This window comes from Embleya sp. NPDC127516 (assembly GCF_044765325.1).
GTDB lineage: Bacteria > Actinomycetota > Actinomycetes > Streptomycetales > Streptomycetaceae > Embleya.
This window is the reverse complement of the sequence record NZ_JBIWJT010000005.1, coordinates 268,733-288,901: the sequence shown is the minus strand read 5'-3', so window position 1 is coordinate 288,901 and position 20,169 is coordinate 268,733. Positions and strand designations below refer to the sequence as shown.

The window sequence follows — 20,169 nt, the reverse complement described above, 5'->3', positions numbered from 1 at the left end:
TTTCGTGCCTCGCGAGGGTGCGCGGGTTCGGCGACGGCCTCGTCGGGTTCGTGGTCTCGGATCGTTCGCGCGGGGTTCTGTTCGCGTCGGGGTGCGCGAGCGCGGACAATGCGTCGGATGGACCGAGACGAGCGGGTGACGGGCAAGGGCGCGGCCGGCGACGGTGCGGACGCGTGGGCGGACAACACGGACCGGGTGCCGTCGGACGAGGCGGATGCCGGCTCCACCGAAGAAGGGGCACACACGGAGCGTGACGGCGAGCGGGTCGATCCCTGGGCGCGGCTCGGGGAGGAGGCTCGCAGGCTCGCCGAATCGTTGAGCGGGGCCGACAAGGGGGACGAGGCGCCCGCCGCCCGGTTGGCGGAGGAGGCGCGCAGGTTGGCCGAGACGCTCGTGGAGCAGGCGGGCGCGGTACGCGAGCAGGTGGTGCGCAGGCATCCCGAGGTCGCCGCGCACCTGGCCGCGGCCGGATCCGAGCTGGCCTCCGCGTACCGGGCCTTCGTGGGCGACCGGGAGCGCCGGTGGGCCGCGCGGCCGGCGGAGACCGAGCGGATTCGGCTCGACGACGAATAACCGGCCCTGCGCGCCGGGCCGCGTCGCCGGCGCCGTCGTCCCCCGGTCGGCCGCCCGTTTCCGGGTATCCCCACGATGACCTGCGGGCGTACGGGTGGGGTGGACCCGGGGAAGGGACCAGTACGATCCGTTGCGGGCAATGCACGCGAACGAGCTTGGGACGACATGGGACTCACGATCGGTGTCGACATCGGTGGCACCAAAATCCTCGCGGGCGTGGTCGATGCCGACGGGGTGATCCTCGATCGGCTCAAGGTCGCGACCCCCAAGGACGCCGATGGCACCGCGCGGGTGATCGCCGAGGCGGTCAACACCCTGCGCCGGAACCACGTCGTGGAGGCGGTCGGGCTCGGCGCGGCAGGTTTCATCGGCGCGGACCGATCGACCGTGCTGTTCTCGGCCAATGTCGGCGCGTGGGTCGGCGAGCCGCTGCGCGACCGGATGGAGGCGCTGATCGGCCTCCCGGTCGTGGTGGAGAACGACGCCAACGCGGCCGCGTGGGGCGAGGTGCGCTTCGGCGCGGCCGCGGGCCACACCAACGTGATGTGTGTGACCGTCGGTACCGGCATCGGCGGCGCGATCGTATTCGGCGGCGAGTTGTACCGGGGCGGTGGCGGGATAGCGGGTGAGCCCGGACACATGCGGGTGGTCCCGAACGGCATCGCCTGCCCGTGCGGCAACTACGGCTGCTGGGAGCAGTACGCCAGCGGCAGCGCGCTGACCCGCTACGCCCGCGACCGCGCGGCCGGCATCCCCGAGGCGGCGGAGAAGCTGCTCGCGCTCGGGAACGGCACGCCCGCCGGGATCCAGGGCCCGCACGTCACCCAGGCCGCGCTGCTCGGCGACCCGGTCGCGCTGGCCGCCTTCCGCGAACTCGGCACCTGGTTGGGCCAGGGGCTGGCCGATCTGTCCGCCGTGTTGGACCCCGCCGCGTTCGTGATCGGCGGCGGCGTCTCCGACGCGGGCGACCTGCTGCTGGTCCCGGCCCTGGAGACCTATCGCAGCGTGCTGCGCCGGGGGCACCGGCTGGGTGCCGAGGTCGTGGTGGCCACGCTGGGCAGCGACGCGGGACTGGTCGGCGCGGCGGACCTGGCCCGTCGCTGACGGTTTCGCGACGACGCGCGATACCGGTGCCGCGCCGACGCGCGGACAATCGCCGCCCGACGAGCGGGCGGGCGCATGGCTGGTCGATCGTGGTTCGGGCCGGGCGGTCCGAGCCGGGCAAGGGGGCTCCAGTGACTGTCGGTACCGGTGAGATCCGGGTCATGTCGTACAATGTGCGCTCGTTGCGCGACGATCGCGAGGCCCTCGCGCGGATCGTCCGACACTGCGCGCCAGACCTGCTCTGCGTCCAGGAGGCGCCCCGGTTCCTGCGCCGGCGGCACGCGGTGGCCCGATTCGCGCGCGAGTGCGGCCTGGTGGTGATCACCGGCGGCGGCACCGCGTCCGGTCTGCTGCTGCTCGGCGGCCTGCGGGTGAGCGTACGCCGGGCGAACGACGTGCTGTTGCCGCGGACGCCCGGGCTGCGTCAGCGTGGCATGGCCACCGCCGTGGTCGAGGTCGGCGGCGCCGAGTTCGCGGTGGCCAGTACACATCTGAGCCTGGACGCCGCCGAGCGGCTCGAACAGGCCGAACTGGTGCTTCGCCGGCTGGCCGGCCTCGGCGTCGAACACCGGGTGCTGGCCGGGGACGTCAACGAGTCGGCCGGCCGGCCGGCGTGGGACCGGCTGGCCGAGGAGTTGCAGGACGGCTACGCGACCGCGCCGAACGGCTCGGAGTTCACCTCGCCGCGCCGCGATCCCGGGCGCCGGTTGGACGGTGTGTTCGTGTCCAAGGGCATCGAGGTGCTCGGGTGCGGCGTCCCCGACGACGTCACGGACGCCGACTACACTGCGGCTTCCGACCACCGCCCGGTGCTGGCCGACCTGCGGGTGCCCACCGCCTGACAGCGGATCGGGCGGCGCGGGTGAACCGGGAGGCGGGCCGGGCGTTCGGACGGGTCAGGGCTGGAAGCTCGCCTTGAAACCGGCCAGCAACTCCTGGGTGGCCGGGTCGTTCCAGACCGCGTCCGGAGTGTCCATGTACAGCGAATAGCCGCGCCCGGACGGGACCGTGAAGCCGAGGTTGAGCACGTGGTGCTTGACGGTGCTCCCGTAGGTGAAGTGCCAGGCGGCGGCGCGGTAGTCGCGGTAGTCGGCCTTCTCGATGCTCAGCCGCTGGTAGTTCGGGAAATTGCCGCGCACGTCGGGTTCCAGGTTCTTCCAGTCCTCGACCGGATCGGTCGGCGAGCTGGCGACGGTGTCCACGTTGAGCTTGAGCGTGCGCTCCGCGTTGGCGAAGAACTCCTGCGAGCCCTCGGTCTTGACCTTGCTCCAGCCCGGCGGCAGGCCGATCCGGTAGGGCGTGGTCGATCCCGTGTACGAAGTCCAGCCCGCCGGCAGGCCGTTCGTCTCGGGGGGCGGCTGCTGCTGTTGCGTGGTCTGCGCCGGCGGGCCGCTCGGGCTCTGCTCCGGCTCGGTGCTCGGCGGCTGGGTGAGATTGCCCGCGGCCGGGGCGGAGGCGGCGGAGCTCGGCGAGGCCGGCGGAGAGGGAGTGGTCTGCGGGCCGGCCGAGTCGCCTGCGCCGGCCTTCGCGTTGGGCTTCTTGTCGTCGGCCGGGACGATCAGGAAGAGGATCAGGCCCACCACGACGCCGAAGACCACCAGGGCGGCGATCGCGGCGGGCAGCGGCAACCACGGGAACGTGCGCGCCGGGCGGTCCTCTCGGACCGGCTTGGCGGGTTTCGCGGGCGGGGCGACGAGTGGCGATGCGAACTCCACGTCGCCCCGGGGTATTTCGTCCGAATCCGGGTCGGTGACGCGCACCGCGGGCACCACCGCGGGTATCGACTCCGCCTTCGACTCCGCCTTCGGGTCCGCCGCCGGCGCGGGCCGGGGCAGCAGCGGTGCGGGCGGCAGCGGCAGTGCCCGGGTGGCCGCGTTCTCCTCCCGGATCTCGCGCAGCGCGTCGCGCAGCATCGCCTCGGCCTCCGCCGCGTCCGGCCGCTCCTGCGGATCGCGGGCCAACAGCGCGCGCAATACCGGGTCGAGCGCGCCCGCGTGCTTGGCGGGCGCCGGGTCCTCGCTGACGATCGCGGTCAGCGTCGCGAGCGGCGTGGAGCGCTCGAACGGCGCCTTGCCCTCGACCGCCGCGTACAGCGTCGCGCCGAGCGACCACAGGTCCGAGGCCGCCGTCGGACTCAGGCCCTTGGCCCGCTCCGGCGGGATGTACGCCGGCGCGCCGAGCACCACACCCGACTGGGTGACCGACGAGTCGCCCTCGACCACCGCGATGCCGAAGTCGCTGAGCACGGCCCGGTCGTCGAGCGTGATCAGCACATTGCCGGGCTTGACGTCGCGGTGCAGGATCCCGGCCGCGTGCGCGGTGCGCAGCGCGTCGATCATGGTCAGCCCGATCTCGGCGACCCGGTCGGCGGCCATCGGGCCGTCGGTGCGGATCACCTCGGCCAGCGAGCGCGAGGGGACCAACTCCATGACGATCCAGGGCCGATCGTCCTCCTCGACCACGTCGTAGACGCGCACCACCGAGGGATGGCTCAGCCGCGCGGCGGCCCGGGCCTCACGCGCCGCGCGCTCGCGCAGCCGGGCCCGGTCGGCCTCGTCCGCGCCGGGCTGCGGCAACATCTCCTTCACCGCGACCTCGCGCCCCAGGACCTCGTCCCGAGCTCGCCAGACCGCACCCATGCCGCCTCGCCCGAGTCGGTCGGCGAGCAGGTAGCGCCCGCCGATCAGGCGTCCCTCGTTATCCGCGTCCACGCAAGGAAGGTACCCGGACCCGGACCTCGAATGCGGAATGATGTCCCGTCAGAACCGGTCGCGAACAAGGCACATGAGGTCGAATCAGACCACGGCGCCATCGTCCGGGTCGTCCTCGTCCCGATCTCGTCGCATCCGTGCCACCAACGCGACGAATCCGCCGGTGAACGCGGCGAACGCGGCGAACGAGGTCCACGGTCCGACCGCGCGGCCGAGCAGCACCGACACGAGCAGATACAGCGGACCGCCCACCAGCGCGATCCAGGCGATCTTGGTGGCCGCGTCGGTCTTGGGCAGCGGCGGCGGAGGAGGCGGCACGAAGTGCTCCTCCGGGTCCTCGTGCAACTCGTCGATCACCGGCGGCCCGGGCGGCGCCAGCGAGTAGTCGCGCGGTCCCGCGGCCGCGGGCAGCCCGACCTTGAACGATCCCTCGCCCGGCTCGTCCCGGTCCGACCGCTCGCCGCCCAGGTCCTCGGCCACCGGCCAGCGCGGGACCGGGTCGGCCACGTCGTTGTCGAAGGACGCGACGATCTGCGCCCACACCTCGTCGTCGCCCGGCCGGTCGGCGGGCGCGTCGGGTTCGCCCCGCTCGGCGCCTTCCGCGCGCGGCGGATCCACCTGCGGGATGTCCGCCGGTCCGGTCGCCGCCTCCTTGGCCCGGGTCCGGGGCGAGGACGGCTCGGTCAGCGAGCGCAGGATCGCCCGGGCCCGCGACGTCGCCGTCGCGTCCACCCACAGGCGCTCGATCTCCTCGGGCTCCTCGTCCGGATCCCGGGGTTCCAACGTCGAGACGTATGCCGCGACCCCCGCGTCCCGCAGGGCGACCAGCATCACGTCCGCCGCCTCGGGATCGAGGTCGGTCAGGGGCTTGAAGGACTCCGCGTCGAGTCCGTTGCCACGTCCGCGCACCGTTCGTTCAGTCCCTCTCGGCCGTCTCCGGGGCTCGCGCGTCCGGCGCGAGCCGGTGTACGAACTCCAGGCTGGATGCGAAGATCCGTTCCGCGTCGTGGTCGAGCGTCGCCACGTGATAACTGTCGTTGAGCAGGACGTCGGTGACGTCCGTGGAGGAAATCCTGGCCAGCACCGTCTCGGAGTTGGCCGGCGAGACCACGTGGTCGTGCGGACTGTGCAGGAGCAGCACCGGCTGGGTGACCTGCGGCAGATCGGCGGAGACCACGCGCCAGAAGCGGGACAGCGAATAGGCCGCCTTGACCGGCGTGCGCGGGTAGGCGAGCTCGACCGAGCCCTCCTTGCGGATGTCCGACGCGATGCCGGGCGCCGATGATATGACGTGGCGCAATACCGGCAGCAGCTTGATCTTCGGATCGTCGGCCTGCACGGACGGGTTGACCAGCACGAGGCCGGCCACCTTGTCGCCGTGCTGCTGGGCCAGCCGCAGGGCCAGGCCGCCGCCCATCGACAGGCCCATCACGAACACCGTGTCGCAGCGCTCGCGCAGTCGGTCGAACGCGCGGTCCACGGTCGCGTACCAGTCCTGCCATGTGGTCAGGTTCATGTCCTGCCAGCGGGTGCCGTGACCGGGCAGCAGCGGCAGCGACACGCTCAGCCCGGCCGCGGCCAGGTGTTCCGCCCACGGTCGCAGCGACTGCGGTGTGCCGGTGAAGCCGTGGCAGAGCAGGACGCCCACGGGACCGCCGTCGTGGTGGTGGGGCTCGGCACCGGGCAGGATCGACACCAACGGGCTCCTTCGGGTGACGGGCTTGGCGGGACCAGCCGGCCGGGTGGGCACCACGAGGTTGTGGCGACCGGTGGACGACGGCGATACAGGTTCCATAACGGGGTCGACAGGCGAGTGGTTCCGCCTCTTACCCCCTAACACCTGGACACCTCGGAATCGTCCCACGGGGGTGCGCGATGCGTACAGCGGCGCCGTGTGGCCGGCGGCCGGCCCGGGAGGCGGCCCGCACAACCCGGCCGAGGATCCACCGCGAGCGGCCCGGGGCGGGTTCCCGGGCCCGGTCGGGCGGTTTGCCCGACCGGGCCGTACACGGGTCCCGGCCCGGGGGCATGCTCTAGGGTTCGTCCTGTCCCGAGGAGGAGGTCAGGGTTGTTCTACCGGCTGATGAAGATCATCGTCGGCCCCGTGTTGAGGCTCTTCTTCCGCCCCTGGGTGGAGGGTGAGGAGCACATCCCGGACCGGGGCCCGGCGATTCTGGCGAGCAACCATCTCTCGTTCTCGGACTCGTTCTTCCTGCCCGTCGTGGTCCCGCGCCGGATCACCTTCCTGGCGAAGTCGGACTACTTCACCGGCCGCGGGGTCAAGGGCCGGCTCACCGCCGCGTTCTTCAAGGGCGTGGGCCAACTCCCGGTGGACCGCAGCGGTGGTCGCGCCAGTGAGGCCGCGCTCGACGCCGGCCTCAAGGTGCTGCGCGAGGACCACCTGTTCGGCATCTACCCCGAGGGCACCCGTTCGCCGGACGGTCGGCTGTACCGGGGCAAGACCGGGATCGCCCGGCTCGCGCTGGAGTCGCACGCCCCGGTGATCCCGGTGGCGATGATCGACACCGAGAAGATCCAGCCGCCCGGCAAGATCGTGCCCAAGGTGATGCGGGTGGGCATCAGGGTCGGCGAGCCGCTGGACTTCTCCCGTTACGAGGGCATGGAGGACGACCGCTTCATCCTGCGCGCGATCACCGACGAGATCATGTACGCGCTGATGGAGTTGTCCGGCCAGGAGTACGTGGACATGTACGCGGCCGACGCCAAGAAGCGGATCGACGAGGCGCGCAAGCAGGCGTCCAAGGCGGCCGACAAGCCGGCGGACCCGACGGACGCCGCCGGCCCGGACGCCGCGCCGACCCCGAACGACGACTCGGGCGGTTCCGGCCGACCCGCCGCCTGACCGGGCGGCACCCGGCACACCTGGGGGTTCACGTGGGGGTCGAGCAGTCGCTGTGGCGCGCGCTCACGGTCTTTCGCACGCTCGCCCTCGTCTACGCGGTCGTGCGGTACGCCCAGGTCGCGGACGAGTATCGGCACCCGGTCGGCGGGTGGGCCGTGATGGCGCTGCTCGTGGTCTGGACGGCGGTGACCGCGTACGGCTTCCGCAAGCCCGCCTTCCGCGAACCTCCGCTGCTGATCCTGGACCTGTGCGTGGCCGTCGGGTGCCTGGTCGCGACCCGGTGGCTGGACGATCCGGAGCGGATCGCCCAGGGCACGATGACGCTGCCCACGGTGTGGGCCTCGGCACCGGTGCTGGCGTGCGCGATCAAGGGCGGTTGGCGGACCGGTTCGGCGGCGGCGCTGACGATAGGCGCCGCCGACATCTTCGAACGCAGCGCGCTCACCGCCGACAACCAGCACAACATCGTGCTGTTGCTGCTCGCGGGCGGCGCGGTCGGCTACGTCGTGGAGATCGCCCGGGTGAGCGAACAGGCGTTGACCCGCGCGCTGCAACTGGAGGCGGCCACGCGCGAACGCGAGCGATTGGCCCGGGACATCCACGACAGCGTGCTCCAGGTGCTCGCGCTGGTGCAACGGCGCGGGGCGGAGATCGGCGGGGACGCCGCGGGCCTGGGCAAGTTGGCCGGTGAGCAGGAGGTGGCGCTGCGGCAGTTGATCTCCGCGACGCCCGCCCGGGTCGAGTCGGCCGACCTGCCCGGATCCGGGGAGGACGGCGACCCGGCCCGGCAGGATCTGCGGGTGCTGCTGGGCGGCTTCGCCGGCGCGCGCGTGACGGTGTCCTCGCCGGGTACGCCGGTATTGCTGCCGACCCCGGCGGCGCGCGAGGTGACCGCGGCCGTCGCGGCGGCGCTGGACAACGTGCGCCGGCACGCCGGTGAGCAGGCCAACGCGTGGATCCTGGTGGAGGACGAGCCGGACGAGATCGTGGTCAGCGTCCGGGACGACGGTTCGGGGATGGCTCCGGGCCGGTTGGAGGCGGCCCGGGCCCAGGGCCGGTTGGGCGTGGCCCAGTCGATCGAGGGCCGGGTGCGGGATCTCGGCGGCAGTGTGGTGTGGTCGTCGGTGACGGGAGAAGGCACCGAGTTGGAGTTCCGGGTGCCGAGGCAGGGGAGCGGATGAGCGAGACGAGTACACCCACACCGGGGACCGAGCCGGCCCCGACGCCGCTGAAGGTCCTGGTCGTCGATGATCACCCGATGTGGCGCGAGGCGGTGGCCCGCGACCTCGCGGCGGCGGGCCACGACGTGGTCGCCACCGCCGGCGACGGCCCCGAGGCGGTCCGGCGGGCCCGGGCCACCTCGCCGAACGTGGTGATCCTGGACCTGCACCTGCCCAAGCTGCCCGGCGTCGAGGTGGCGCGCGAACTGGTCCGGCACGACCCGTCGGTGCGGATCCTGGTGTTGTCCGCCAGCGGTGAGCAGGAGGACGTGCTGGAGGCGGTCAAGGCGGGCGCGACCGGATACCTGGTCAAGTCGGCGAGCCGCGAGGAACTGGTGGACGCGGTGGGTCGGACCGCGGTCGGGGATCCGGTGTTCACCCCCGGGCTGGCCGGTCTGGTGCTCGGCGAGTTCCGCCGGATGGCCACCGACCCGCCGCGCAAGGACGCGACCGGCGGCCCGGCCGCGCCGCGGCTGACCGACCGCGAGACCGAGGTGCTGCGGATGGTCGCCAAGGGCCTGTCCTACAAGCAGATCGCCCAGCGCCTGTTCCTGTCCCATCGCACGGTGCAGAACCACGTACAGAACACCTTGAACAAGCTGCAGTTGCACAACCGGGTGGAACTCGTGCGCTATGCCATCGAGAAGGGTCTGGACGACTAGGCGTCGGTGTGGATCCGGGTCTGCTCGATCCGATCAAGTCGGGTACCTCGAACGGGTGGTGGGAAGAGTCGAGGTGGCTTCTCGCACCGGTAGCGTGGGCCGCGAATCGTACCGGACGGAAGAAATCGGAGATTTCGATGCGTGTCGGAGTACTGACCGGCGGCGGCGACTGCCCGGGCCTGAACGCGGTGATCCGGGCGGTCGTCCGCAAGGGCGTCCAGGACTACGGGTACGACTTCATCGGCTTTCGGGACGGGTGGCGCGGGCCGCTCGAGGGCGACGTCATGGCGCTCGACATCAAGGCCGTACGCGGCATCCTGCCGCGCGGCGGGACCATCCTGGGCTCGTCCCGGACCAACCCGATCAAGGTCGATCGTGGCATCGAGCGGATCCGGGAGAACCTGGCCAAGCTCGAGGTGGACGCGCTCGTGGCGATCGGCGGCGAGGACACCCTCGGCGTCGCGACCCGCCTGCACGAGCACGACGTCAAGGTCGTCGGTGTGCCCAAGACCATCGACAACGACCTGAACGCGACCGACTACACGTTCGGCTTCGACACCGCGGTCAACATCGCCACCGAGGCGATCGACCGACTGCACACCACCGCCGAGTCGCACCGCCGGGTGCTGATCGTCGAGGTGATGGGCCGGCACGCGGGCTGGATCGCGATCCACTCCGGGATGGCCGGCGGCGCGAACGTGATCCTGATCCCGGAGCAGAACTTCGACGTCGAAGAGGTCTGCGCCTGGGTGGACAGCCGGTTCCGCACCAACTACGCGCCGATCATCGTGGTCGCCGAGGGTGCCATCCCGCTGGCCGGTCAGATGGTCACCAAGGACCAGACGCTGGACGCGTTCGGCCACGTCAAGCTGTCCGGCATCGGCGACTGGCTGGCCTCGGAGATCGAAAAGCGCACCGGTCACGAGGCGCGCACCACGGTGCTCGGCCACGTGCAGCGCGGCGGCACTCCCACGGCGTTCGACCGGTGGTTGGCCACCCGGTTCGGCTTCCACGCGATCGACGCGGTGAACGCGGGGGACTGGGGCAAGATGGTCGCGCTGCGCGGGACGGACGTGGTGACCGTGCCGCTGGAGGCGGCGACCCGCGAGCTCAAGACCGTGCCGCCGGCCCTGTACGAGGAGGCGAAGGTGTTGTTCGGCTGATCCGTCGCCGAACCACCGCGGGTTCTTCGCGGATCCTTCGCGAACCACGGCCTACCACCGCCCGCCCGTCGCGCGGGGCGCGCGACGGGCGGGTTCGGTCAGGCGCCGGGATCGGGCTCGATTCCGGCGCCTTGCCGGCGGTTCCTGCGGGCGAAGTACACGATCGTCGCCCCGACGCCGGCCAGGATGACCCAGATCGCGACGGTGGCGAGGGTGGAGGTGTCGTCCTCGTCCTCCTCACGCTGCCCGGCCGCCGAGTCCGGGGCGGTCGGCGGCAGTTCCGGGCGCAGCTTGGGCGGGCGGGGCGGCACCCCGGCGTTGGGCACGTGGAACACCCGGAAGTCGCTGCGCGAGGCGAGTGCGCGGTCGGTTCCCTCCGGGGCGCCGCCGCCGACCAGCACCGCGAGGTCGCCGCCCGCCACCGGCGAGCCGGTCGGGATCGACACGCGCACCGTGATCGCGGTGAGCTCGCCCGGCGGCAGCGGCCGGCGGCCGTCCCACGGTTTGGGCGTCAACTCGCCGACCAGGTGCGCGTCGCGTCCGTTGGCGGGGTCGGTGAGCACCGCGAGCGGCACCGGGAACCAGCCCCGGTCGTGGTCGTCGTACGCCTCGACCACCAACTGCTGCGGCGTGATCGGGGACTGGCCGCTGGTGAACACCAGTTCCGGACGCACCGCGGGGATGATCCGGTCGGTGTCGTTGCCGAAGGTGACCCGGAACTCGGCGGCGCCGGCGCCCGCGCGCAGCCAACCGGGCACGCCCACCAGGTCGAACGTCGGCCCGTCGGAGCGCCGCGCGGTCGGCACCACCTTGGCGGTGCCGCCGAGGTGCTCCGTGCCCGCGTCCGGCACCGACGGGGAGCGGGTCCCACCGGGATCCGGCGGACGCGTGGGCATGGCCCCGTCCGGTCCCAGCAGCGCGGAGTCGGCGATGTAGCCGCTCACGAAGCGCGGTTCGTCGCCGGTGCCCGGGGACACGGGTCGGCCGCCCACCAGCACCTGCACGAACTGCGCGGGCACGTTCGCGGCGATGGTGAAGCGCACCCGGAACTCGACCGAGGCACCGGGCGCCAGGCGACCGGAGGTCGCGTCGATCGCGCCCGGACCCGGGAAGGGCAGTCGTGCGCCGCCCTGCGGGTCCAGTGGGGTCGGGGTCCAGCCCGCGTGCACCGGATCCGGTATCTCCAGGCGCACCTGGTCGGGGGCCAGGTGCCCGGTGGCGCCGATGATCTCCACCCGCGGTTCCAGCAGCAGCGGGACCTCGCCAAAGTTGCGCGCGCTCGCGGTGAGTTCGACGGGAGTCGCGGGTCGGATCCGGTCCGGCATTCCGCGCACCTCGACCACCTGCCCGATCGGCGGTTCCGCCACGGGCGTGGGATCGGGGACCGGCGCCGCGTGCCCGGTCGGCGACCCGAGAAGCACGAGGAGGGCCGTCGAGGCGAGACAGCGGCGCAGGCGCATGCGGGGTACCCGTCGTAGGAAGGAGCTTGCTCGACCGTAGGTTCGAACGGCCGGAGCCTACCGGGCGGTACGGGCCGGGCCACACCGATATAGCGATGCGGGCCGGCCGTCGGTTCCCGACGCCCAAGCCGCCGCTCAGGAGCCGTGCGGATCGTCCGCGCGGCGCAGCCGGATCACCGGGATGTCCCGCCGGGTCTTGTCCTGGTACCCCGCGTAGGGCGCGAACACCTCGACCAGACCCGGCCACACCCGCGCCTTCTCGGCGGGGGTCAGCGTCTCGGCGGTGGCGGCGAAGCGCTCGGTGGCCACTCGCAGGCGGACTCGGGGTTCGGCGGTCAGGTTCAGGTACCACAGCGGGTGGTGGTCCGAGCCGCCGAGCGAGGCCACGATCAGGTAGTCCTCGCCGTCGCGCCCGTAGATCAGCACGGTGCGGCGCCAGACGCCGCTCTTGCGGCCCAGCGTGTCCAGGAGCAGGCACGGCGCGCCTTGCATCGTGATGCCCTTGGTGCCGCCGGATTCCTCGTAGCGCCGGGCCTGGTCGGCAACCCACTTGCGGGGACTGGTCGTTGCGTCGAGTTCGGGCATTCGTACCTCCGAGGGTGAGTGCGCGTGGGTTCGGGTGGTTCGGGGGATTCGAGTCACTCCGCCGTGCGGTGGGCGGGGGAGCGGGTTGTGCGCGGTGGGCAGGCCCGCAGGTGGGCGCGGGCCGCGCGGGCCTCGGCCAGCGCGGTCAACCGGGCGTTCCACGGGGCCGCGTGGGCGGCGCCGATCCCGCGCGAGCACTGGTTGGTGGCGGCGAACACGAAGGTCTCCATCGCCTCCCGGGAGACCGTGCGCCAGCAGGCGAACCGATCCGCCCAGGAGGCCGCCTGTTCGGCCGTGTGCCCCTCGTCCATCAGCCGGCTGGCCACCAAGGTGACCTCGATCCAGGCGGGGCCCCGGGCGGGCTGGGCCCAGTCGACCAGGTAGGCCCGGGGGCCGCGATCGTTGATCAACACGTTGTGCGGGTGCAGATCGGTATGCAACAAGCTCTCGCCGCGCAGGAGTTCGAGCTGACGACTGGTGAGCAGCGGACGCCAGCGCTCCTCGATCCGCGGCAGCGGCAGATCGCGGACGGCGACCCGGCCGAGTCGGCGCAACGCGTCCGCGACGAGCGGCAGATCCGCCGTGCCCGGTGCGAAGTCGGCGTGTCGGCCGATGATGTGGTCGAAGCCCAGGAGTACCCAGTCGTCGAGCCGGATCTCCCAGCGCAACCTCGGCGACACGGCGCCCACGTGCGGCGCGATCCGGGCCTCGACGCGCTGTTGCGACACCGCCGGGTGATCGCGCGGGACGCCCTTGACGAAGTAGCGGGAGTGCTCGGTGGTCACGATCGCGGCGAACTCGCAGTTGAATCCGGCCCACACGGTGGCGACGGCCAGCACGCGTCCCGCACACCGCTCGACCGCGGCGCGCGCGTCCGTGGGCAGCTCGTCCCACAGGGTACGCGGCGCCGTATGGAAGTTCGGCGGCGGAAGCGGCGGATCAGCCATCGGCTTCCGGTGGTGACGGTGGCAGCGGGCGCGGCCCGCCGAAGGTCACTCCGCATTTGCGGCAACGTTTGCGACCGCTCCAGTCGACGGGGTCGTGCGGCGGACAATCGGAGCCCACGGGAACCCCCTCCACTGGAAAACCGGTCAACGAACGGGGTCGAGCATCCTCCGTCGTACCGCGGCGAGCAACGCGATTATGGTCGCACGCCGGTGCGACGAAGGGGCCGGTGCGGCCGGTTGGCGACCCCCGCGGGCGCGCCTGGGACCGATCGCCTCATATCGCCTCGAATCGCCTCGGATCGCCTGGGACCATTTTCGACCGCCGGGTTCGGCCGCGTCCCCCGTGCGCCCGGCCGTCGCGGGCCGGGCGCCTCGGGCGGGTGCGTGCGCGCACGCGCGGCGGACCTCACAGCCCGGCGAGCAACTCCCGCACGATGCCCAGGCCGTTGTGGGTGAGCACCGACTCCGGGTGGAACTGCACGCCCGCGAGCCGCATCCGGCTCGACCGCAGCGCGTGCACCTGTCCGCTCTCCGGGTCCGCGGCGAACTCGACGTTGGGTACGACGCCGGCCGTCCGCACGGCCGCGAACGCGTTGTAGAAGCCGACCCGCTCCGGCCGACCGAACAGGTCGATCTCGACCTGCTTGCCCTGATACGGCCGCGGCTTGCGGACCAGGTCCAGACCCAGCTCGTGCGCCAGGAGCTGATGGCCCAGGCAGACCGCGAGCAGCGGTCCGCCCGCGTCCAGGCGGGTGCGCAGCAGCGCGCCCATCAGCCGGATCTTGCGGTGCGCGGTGTCCCTGGGGTCGCCCGGACCCGGGCCGAGCACGACCAGTTCCGCGGCGCGCACCCGACGCGAGGTGACGTCGTCGTACGAGCGCAGCTCCACGTGCAGGCCGAGGGTGCGCAGCACGTGCGCGAGCATCGCGGTGAAGGTGTCCTCGCCGTCCACCACCAGCACCCGGCGGCCGGCCAGTTCCGGGGCGCGCAGCGCGCTCTCGTCCCGTGGCCGGAGCCAGAATGGCGCGAGCGCGGTGTTGCGCGCGGCCAACAGCGCGGCCACCTCGGGATCGGCCGCGAGCGCCGGGCCCGCCGTCCGCTCGGCGGCCGGCACCACACCGAGCGCGGCCAGCACCCCGGCCGCCTTGGCGTGCGTCTCGGCGACCTCGTCCTCGGGCCTGGAGTGCCGGACCAGCGTGGCGCCGGCGGGCACCCGCAGGCCGCCGTCGGGGGTGATGTACGCGGTCCGGATCAGGATCGGCGCGTCCAGCGTGCGCCGCCCCTGGTCGTCGCGCCCGATCAGCGCGAGCACTCCGGAGTAGTAGCCGCGCCCGGTCGGCTCGTGTCGGCGGATCACCCGGCACGCGTTCTCCAGCGGGCTCCCGGTCACCGTCGGCGCGAACATGGTGCCGCGCAGCACCGCGGCGACGTCGTGCGAGGTGATCCCGCGCAGCAGGTACTCGGTGTGCGTGAGGTGGCCCATCGGCTTGAGGAACGGGCCCTCGACCGCGCCGCCGAGGTCGCAGACCGCGCTCATCATCTTGAGTTCCTCGTCGACGACCATGAACAGCTCGTCGATCTCCTTGGGATCGCGCAGGAACGCCATCAGCCCCTCGCGGGAGGGCCCCTCGGCCGGGTGCCGGTAGGTCCCGCTGATCGGGTTCATCACCACCTCGCCGCCCACCGAGCTGACGTGCCGCTCCGGGCTGGCGCCGACCAGGGTGAGGTCACCGGTGTGGATCAGGTAGGTCCAGTACGCGCCGCTCTCCCGGGTCAGCAGCCGGTGCAGCAGGGTGCCCGCGGCGGCCGGCGTGTACCCCTCGATGTGATCGCGGTAGTCGCGCCGGATGACGAAGTTGGCGCCCTCGCCGCGGCCGATCTCGTCCTCGATCACCCGCTTGACGATGGTGGCGTACGTCTCGTCGTCCACGTCGAAGTCGCCGCCGCGCAGTTCGACCGGCACCTGCGGCAACGCCGCCAGCACCTCGTCCAGGGGCAGCAGGCGCTGCTCGGTGACCTTCAGGCAGCGCAGCGGTGTGCCGTCCTGGTGATGCTCGAACCCGCGCTCGCGGATCTGCGCGTAGGGCACCAGGGCGAGCAGTTCGTGGCCGGGTCCGCCGGCGGCCGGCAGCGGCAGGTCGTCGAGGTCTCGGACGTCGACGATCTCGCCGGTGAGCAGTTCGACCTCGGCCGAGTGTTCGCGCCGGATCAGCGCGAAGGGCGGTGGGGCGTCGCGGAACAGCGGGGACAGGGCGTCGGCGGTGCGCATGGGTGCTCCTCGGTGGGGAAGAGACGCCCTCCCGACCGGGCGATCCGCCGGTTGTCCGCCCCGGCCGGGGCGGAGGTCCGCCCGGTCCGGGAAAAACAAAGGGCCGCCCTGCCGGGCGGCCGTCGGATCGTCAAGGTGATCGCGAAGTCAGTGGGCCGCCGCAGGGACGGGCCACCAGGAGCTCCGATGGAGATTGATCGCGATCACGGCCTCACCATATCGGGCGGGCGGAGTCGGCGTCTCGCTCTCCGGGCGGTGGACTCAATCGGGTTGCCTCTCCGCTTAGTCTTGAGCGGTGACCCTGAACGACATCGAATCCTGGCGTACCCTCCCGGCGGCCCAACAGCCCGAGTGGCCGGACAACGAGGCCCTGGGCTCCGCCCTCGCGGACCTCCGTTCCTATCCGCCGCTCGTCTTCGCCGGCGAGTGCGACCAGCTTCGTGGTCGGCTCGCGTCGGTGGCGAAGGGCGAAGCGTTCCTGCTCCAGGGCGGCGACTGCGCGGAGACCTTCGCCGGCAACACCGCCGACGCGATCAAGAACAAGCTCAAGACCCTGCTCCAGATGGCCGTCGTGCTGACCTACGCGGCCTCGGTGCCGGTGGTCAAGGTCGGCCGGATGGCCGGTCAGTACTCCAAGCCGCGCTCCAGCGGCATGGAGACCCGCGACGGGGTGACCCTGCCGTCCTACCGGGGCGACGCGGTCAACGAGCTGGCCTTCACCGAGGCCGCGCGCACGCCGGACCCCGAGCGGCTCAAGCGCATGTACCACTCGTCCTCCGCGACGCTGAACCTGGTCCGCGCGTTCACCACGGGCGGTTACGCGGACCTGCGCCAGGTGCACGCGTGGAACCAGGACTTCGTCGCGCTCTCGCCCTCGGGCGAGCGCTACGAGCGGCTCGCGGCCGAGATCGACGGCGCGATGCGGTTCATGCACGCGTGCGGGACCGACCCCGAGGAATTCCGCACCGTGGAGTTCTACGCCAGCCACGAGGCGCTGATCCTGGACTACGAGGACGCGCTGACCCGGGTGGACTCGCGCACCGGCGACCTGTACGACGTCTCCGGCCACATGGTCTGGATCGGCGAGCGGACCCGGCAGCTCGACGGCGCGCACGTCGAATTCGCCTCCCGGATCCGCAACCCGATCGGCGTCAAGCTCGGCCCGACCACCTCGCCCGAGGACGCGCTCGCGCTGATCGACAAGCTGGACCCGAACCGCGAGCCGGGCCGACTGACCTTCATCGTCCGGATGGGCGCGGGCAAGGTCCGGGACAACCTCCCGGCCCTGGTGGAGAAGGTGGCCGCGGCCGGCGCCCACCCGGTGTGGGTGTCCGACCCGATGCACGGCAACACGTTCGAGGCGTCCAGCGGACACAAGACCCGCCGCTTCGACGACGTCCTCGACGAGGTCAAGGGCTTCTTCGAGGTGCACCGGGCGCTCGGTACCCACCCGGGCGGCATCCACGTCGAGCTCACCGGTGACGACGTCACCGAGTGCGTGGGCGGCGGCGACGAGATCTTCGTCGACGACCTGCACCAGCGCTACGAGACGGCGTGCGACCCGCGGCTGAACCGCAGCCAGTCGCTCGACCTGGCGTTCCTGGTCGCGGAGATGTACCGCAAGAGCTGACCGCGCGCGATCACCACGATCGCCGAAGGGCGGACCCTCCCCGGGTCCGCCCTTCGGCGCGTCTGTAATGCTGCCGGTATGACCTTCACGGACCTGCGCAGCGACACCGTCACCAAGCCCGGCCCCGCGATGCGCGCGGCGATGGCCAACGCCGAGGTCGGCGACGACGTCTACGCCGAGGACCCGACCGTGCGGGCGCTGGAGGAGTACGTCGCCGACCTGTTCGGGCACTCCTTCGCGCTGTTCGCCCCGACCGGGGTGATGGCCAACCAGCTCGCCGTGCGGCTGGCCGTGCCGCCGGGTGGCGAACTCGTCCTGGACGCCGACGCGCACATCGTCGCGCACGAGGACGCCGCGGCGGCCTGGCACGGCGGTGTGCAGACCCGGACCACGCTCAGCCCGCGCGGTCTGCTGGAGGTCGCCGACCTGGCCCGGCTGATCCGGGTGGACAACGCGTACACCGTCGGCACCCGCATGGTCGCGGTCGAGCAGACGCACAACCGGGGCGGCGGCTCGGTGTACCCGCTGGAGCGGTTGACCGCGATCCGCGACCTGGTGCACGGGTACGAGCTGCCGCTGCACTGCGACGGAGCGCGGATCTGGAACGCGCACGTGGCGACCGGTACGCCGCTGCGGGCCTACGGCGCGCTGTTCGACACGCTCAGCGTGTGTCTGTCCAAGGGGCTGGGCGCGCCGGCCGGCTCGGTGCTGCTGCTGCCCGCCGAGTACGAGGCCGAGGCGCGTCGGATGCGGCACCGGATGGGCGGCGGGCTGCGCCAGGCGGGCATCCTCGCGGCGGGCGGCCTGTACGCGCTCGAGCACCACGTCGAGCGGCTGGCCGAGGACCACGAGCACGCGCGGGGGTTGGCCGATCTGCTGCGCGACGCGGGCTTCGCGGTGCCCGACCCGGAGACCAACATCGTGCTGGTCGAACTGGGGGAGGGGCAGCCGGACGCGGCAGCGGTGGCGGAGCGCTGCCGTGTGGAGGGTGTACTGGTGTCGCCGTTCGGGCCTCGGCTGATCAGGCTGGTCACGCACATGGACGTGGACGCGGCCGGTTGCGCGCGTGCCGCGACGGCGATCGCGCAGGCGGCGAAGGGCTGATCAGGGGGCGCCGGTCAGGCGGCGGAGTGCCGGCGCAGCGGGACCACGTTGTCGGGCAGCGCCGACGCGGCGACCGCGGGCATCGGCAGCGGGACCGGCTCTGGGGCCGGGGCGGTCCCGCAGGGGGTCGCGCACGTCTCGGTCTCGCCGCACAATTCGCGCCGGCGGCGGCGCGACTCGTCACGCGGCAACATCGCGGTGATGCTCTTGACGCAACGCCCGCAGTCGGTGCCGGCACCGCCGCAGGACTGGGCTATCTCACGCATGGTGCGCGCGCCATCGGCAATCCGGTCGTTCACCTGTTTGTCGGTGACACCGAAACACATGCAGACGTACACGGAGATTTCCCCCCAGCGGCGAGGCTACTTAGGTAAGGGTAACCTCAGCGTTCGCCGGGGGGAATACCGGGTGATCGGTAACACAATCCGAGCGGTTGCCCGATCGCATCCGGGAATGTCCCGAGCCGCCGGTCAGCTCTCGTTCGGCTGCTTGAGCAGGCCCGCGATGTAGAGCTGCTCGCCCACCTCCGAGAGCAGGGCGAGCTGCGTCTCCAGGTAGTCGACGTGCTCTTCCTCGTCGGCCAGGATCTCCTCGAAGATGTTGGCCGAGGTCACGTCGCCCTTCTCGCGCATCAACGGGATTCCGCGCCGCAGCCGCTCGACGGCCTCCATCTCCACCGCCAGGTCGGCGCGGAACATCTCCTCCAGGTTCTGGCCGATGCGCAGCGCGTTCAGTCGCTGGTAGTTCGGCAGTCCCTCGAGCATCAGGATGCGGTCGGTGAGCTTCTCGGCGTGCTTCATCTCGTCGATGGACTCGTGGCGGGTCCAGGCCGCGAGCTTGATGTAGCCCCGGTGCTCCTGCATCTTCGCGTGCAGGAAGTACTGGTTGATCGCGGTGAGCTCCGCCGTGAGCTGTTCGTTCAGGAGCTCGATGATCTGCGGGTCACTGTGCATCGCGACGCACCTTCCGGTGTGGGTGGGACACGGGGGAACCCCGAGCGCGCATGAGGCGGTTTTCCCTCGAATCCTGTCACTTTTGGTAGCTCATCCGCCACGAAGGGCAGCCTTGCCTTGCAATGTCGAACATGTCCCACCAGGGTCGGTCGGCCCGGGATTCCCGGGCCCAGGACCGGATCGGGTGCCGCGCGCGGGGTCCGGGGCGCGCGGGGGCGGTCGTGAGTTGGTCGGGGCGTCTGGGACCATGTGAGGTATGGGGCATACGGAAGCGGCACAAGGTGGAACCGAGGCTCCGGACCGCGATCCGCGACTTCCGCCGGGCCAGCGAATCCAGCGCGGATGGCCCGTTCTGCACTACGGACCGGTCCCTCGGTTCAAGCCCGAGATATGGGACTTCCGCGTCTTCGGCGCGACCGCCTCGGGGGACAAGCACTGCTGGAACTACGACGAGTTCTCGGCGCTGCCGCACGACACCGTCGTCGCCGACTTCCACTGCGTGACCAAGTTCAGCATGCTCGGCAACGAGTGGAGCGGGCTGACCGTCGCCAAGCTCCTGGAGATCGCCCCGCCGGCGCCGGAGGTCACCCACGCGATGGTGTGGGCGGAGTACGGCTTCAGCTCCAACCTGCGCATGTTCGACTTCGCGAACGACCAGACCATCCTGGCCACCCATCACAACGGCGAGCCGCTCACCGCCGAGCACGGGTTCCCGGTCCGGCTGATCGTGCCGCACCTGTACGCCTGGAAGGGCCCCAAGTGGGTGCGCGGGATCGAGTACATGGTGGCCGACAAGCGCGGCTTCTGGGAGGAGCGGGGCTACCACAACATCGGTGACCCGTGGCGGGAGCAGCGCTACTCCTACCAGGAGGAGAGCGGCGAGGGCCCCGCGCTGACCTGAGCGGTGCCCGCGGGCGAACGACCG

Annotated in this window: 19 protein-coding genes; 10 read left to right on the top strand and 9 right to left on the bottom strand. The window is 72.0% G+C overall.

Features of this window, described 5'->3' with window-relative positions; genetic code table 11:
* Positions 1-117 precede the first annotated feature (117 nt).
* The 3 genes from ACIRL2_RS11965 (at position 118) to ACIRL2_RS11955 (ending at position 2,519) form a co-directional block, all read left to right on the top strand.
* Positions 118-573, top strand: coding sequence for a DUF5304 family protein (locus ACIRL2_RS11965; RefSeq protein ID WP_402231791.1), 456 nt, complete (start codon positions 118-120; stop codon positions 571-573).
* 165 nt (positions 574-738) lie between these two features.
* The gene (locus ACIRL2_RS11960) at positions 739-1,677 is read left to right on the top strand and encodes an ROK family glucokinase (protein ID WP_395862344.1); all 939 of its coding nucleotides are present in this window, start codon (positions 739-741) and stop codon (positions 1,675-1,677) included.
* 161 nt (positions 1,678-1,838) lie between these two features.
* A complete protein-coding gene (locus ACIRL2_RS11955) occupies positions 1,839-2,519 on the top strand; it encodes an endonuclease/exonuclease/phosphatase family protein (protein ID WP_402231789.1) in 681 nt (226 codons plus the stop codon).
* Positions 2,520-2,573: 54 nt separating this feature from the next.
* Here the strand turns inward: ACIRL2_RS11955 and ACIRL2_RS11950 are convergent, their stop codons facing one another.
* The 3 genes from ACIRL2_RS11950 to ACIRL2_RS11940 form a co-directional block, all read right to left on the bottom strand.
* On the bottom strand, positions 2,574-4,388 hold the full coding sequence (locus tag ACIRL2_RS11950) for a serine/threonine-protein kinase (protein ID WP_402231787.1): 1,815 nt from the start codon (positions 4,386-4,388) through the stop codon (positions 2,574-2,576).
* Between the two features lie 84 nt (positions 4,389-4,472).
* A complete protein-coding gene (locus ACIRL2_RS11945) occupies positions 4,473-5,297 on the bottom strand; it encodes a hypothetical protein (protein ID WP_395862350.1) in 825 nt (274 codons plus the stop codon).
* A 7-nt stretch (positions 5,298-5,304) separates the two neighbouring features.
* Positions 5,305-6,084, bottom strand: a complete 780-nt coding sequence (locus ACIRL2_RS11940; RefSeq protein ID WP_395862352.1) for an alpha/beta hydrolase — start codon at positions 6,082-6,084, stop codon at positions 5,305-5,307.
* Between the two features lie 372 nt (positions 6,085-6,456).
* Here ACIRL2_RS11940 and ACIRL2_RS11935 point away from each other — a divergent pair, with 372 nt between their 5' ends.
* From ACIRL2_RS11935 to ACIRL2_RS11920, 4 genes are all read left to right on the top strand, one after another.
* The gene (locus ACIRL2_RS11935; protein ID WP_395862354.1) at positions 6,457-7,251 is read left to right on the top strand and encodes a lysophospholipid acyltransferase family protein; all 795 of its coding nucleotides are present in this window, start codon (positions 6,457-6,459) and stop codon (positions 7,249-7,251) included.
* A 32-nt stretch (positions 7,252-7,283) separates the two neighbouring features.
* Entirely contained in the window at positions 7,284-8,432 is a 1,149-nt protein-coding gene (gene macS, locus ACIRL2_RS11930; protein ID WP_395862356.1) for a MacS family sensor histidine kinase, read from the top strand.
* Positions 8,429-9,133: a response regulator gene (locus ACIRL2_RS11925; RefSeq protein WP_395862358.1), complete on the top strand. Its 705-nt coding sequence runs from the start codon at positions 8,429-8,431 to the stop codon at positions 9,131-9,133. Before macS ends, ACIRL2_RS11925 begins: the two co-directional genes overlap by 4 nt.
* Positions 9,134-9,270: 137 nt before the next feature.
* Entirely contained in the window at positions 9,271-10,296 is a 1,026-nt protein-coding gene (locus ACIRL2_RS11920) for a 6-phosphofructokinase (RefSeq protein ID WP_395862360.1), read from the top strand.
* A 98-nt stretch (positions 10,297-10,394) separates the two neighbouring features.
* On the opposite strand, the gene ACIRL2_RS11915 is transcribed toward ACIRL2_RS11920, so the two are convergent.
* The 4 genes from ACIRL2_RS11915 to ACIRL2_RS11900 form a co-directional block, all read right to left on the bottom strand.
* Entirely contained in the window at positions 10,395-11,663 is a 1,269-nt protein-coding gene (locus tag ACIRL2_RS11915; RefSeq protein ID WP_402231783.1) for a hypothetical protein, read from the bottom strand.
* Positions 11,664-11,891: 228 nt separating this feature from the next.
* Entirely contained in the window at positions 11,892-12,341 is a 450-nt protein-coding gene (locus ACIRL2_RS11910) for a nitroreductase family deazaflavin-dependent oxidoreductase (RefSeq protein ID WP_395862363.1), read from the bottom strand.
* A 53-nt stretch (positions 12,342-12,394) separates the two neighbouring features.
* Positions 12,395-13,288 carry a phosphotransferase gene (locus tag ACIRL2_RS11905; protein ID WP_402231781.1) on the bottom strand — a complete coding sequence of 298 codons (894 nt, stop codon included), beginning with the start codon at positions 13,286-13,288 and terminating at the stop codon, positions 12,395-12,397.
* 406 nt (positions 13,289-13,694) lie between these two features.
* Positions 13,695-15,557 carry an anthranilate synthase family protein gene (locus tag ACIRL2_RS11900; protein WP_402231780.1) on the bottom strand — a complete coding sequence of 621 codons (1,863 nt, stop codon included), beginning with the start codon at positions 15,555-15,557 and terminating at the stop codon, positions 13,695-13,697.
* A 295-nt stretch (positions 15,558-15,852) separates the two neighbouring features.
* Between ACIRL2_RS11900 and ACIRL2_RS11895 the strand changes: the two genes are divergently transcribed.
* Together ACIRL2_RS11895 and ACIRL2_RS11890 are read left to right on the top strand one after the other, a co-directional pair.
* On the top strand, positions 15,853-17,187 hold the full coding sequence (locus ACIRL2_RS11895; RefSeq protein WP_395862368.1) for a class II 3-deoxy-7-phosphoheptulonate synthase: 1,335 nt from the start codon (positions 15,853-15,855) through the stop codon (positions 17,185-17,187).
* A gap of 78 nt (positions 17,188-17,265) precedes the next feature.
* Complete coding sequence (locus tag ACIRL2_RS11890; protein ID WP_395862370.1) at positions 17,266-18,291, top strand: threonine aldolase family protein; 1,026 nt, start codon at positions 17,266-17,268, stop codon at positions 18,289-18,291.
* Positions 18,292-18,305: 14 nt separating this feature from the next.
* Here ACIRL2_RS11890 and ACIRL2_RS11885 read toward each other — a convergent pair whose 3' ends face one another.
* Entirely contained in the window at positions 18,306-18,617 is a 312-nt protein-coding gene (locus ACIRL2_RS11885; protein ID WP_395862793.1) for a bacterioferritin-associated ferredoxin, read from the bottom strand.
* 144 nt (positions 18,618-18,761) lie between these two features.
* Positions 18,762-19,244, bottom strand: coding sequence for a bacterioferritin (gene bfr / locus ACIRL2_RS11880; protein WP_395862373.1), 483 nt, complete (start codon positions 19,242-19,244; stop codon positions 18,762-18,764).
* 256 nt (positions 19,245-19,500) lie between these two features.
* Here bfr and ACIRL2_RS11875 point away from each other — a divergent pair, with 256 nt between their 5' ends.
* Entirely contained in the window at positions 19,501-20,145 is a 645-nt protein-coding gene (locus tag ACIRL2_RS11875; protein WP_395862375.1) for a sulfite oxidase-like oxidoreductase, read from the top strand.
* The last annotated feature ends 24 nt before the right edge of the window (positions 20,146-20,169 follow it).